The sequence below is a fragment of the Hydrogeniiclostridium mannosilyticum genome, assembly GCF_003268275.1.
GTDB lineage: Bacteria > Bacillota > Clostridia > Oscillospirales > Acutalibacteraceae > Hydrogeniiclostridium > Hydrogeniiclostridium mannosilyticum.
The window spans coordinates 1-392 of the sequence record NZ_QLYR01000053.1; the positions used below are offsets into that span (position 1 = coordinate 1).

Annotated in this window: 2 protein-coding genes; both read left to right on the plus strand. The window is 51.3% G+C overall.

The window, feature by feature from the left end; translation table 11 throughout:
- Nucleotides 1-64 precede the first annotated feature (64 nt).
- Nucleotides 65-283, plus strand: a complete 219-nt coding sequence (locus tag DPQ25_RS15380; RefSeq protein WP_407928176.1) for a uroporphyrinogen decarboxylase family protein — start codon at nucleotides 65-67, stop codon at nucleotides 281-283.
- A partial coding sequence (locus DPQ25_RS14870; protein WP_177577158.1) for a hypothetical protein occupies nucleotides 199-392 on the plus strand: 194 nt, incomplete at its 3' end. The genes DPQ25_RS15380 and DPQ25_RS14870, both read left to right, overlap by 85 nt.

The window sequence follows — 392 nt, forward strand, 5'->3', positions numbered from 1 at the left end:
GCTCGATAAAATTAAGTACTGGCGTCAAAAAACACAGGGCCGGATTTCTTTTTATGAGACCGATATGCAAGGCCCCTTTTCAGTGGCAAGCCAAATCTGGGGTATTGAGGACTTCCTCATCGCCTGCTACGACTACCCGGACGAGGTTCATTACCTGATTTCCAGATGTACGGATATTTTCATAGATTACTGCAAAAAATGGATGAGGCCGCTGGGGGCGACATCACCTTTTTTCACTGTCTGCCCTGCCTGTGGCTTCCACAGGAAAAGGGCGTCGCGCTGAGCGAGGACTTGGTGGCTGTAGTCTCGGCGGATATTGTCCGCGAGTTTATGAACCCCTATCTGCAAAAAATCGGCGAGGCGTTCGGCGGCGTTCTCGTTCATACCTGCGG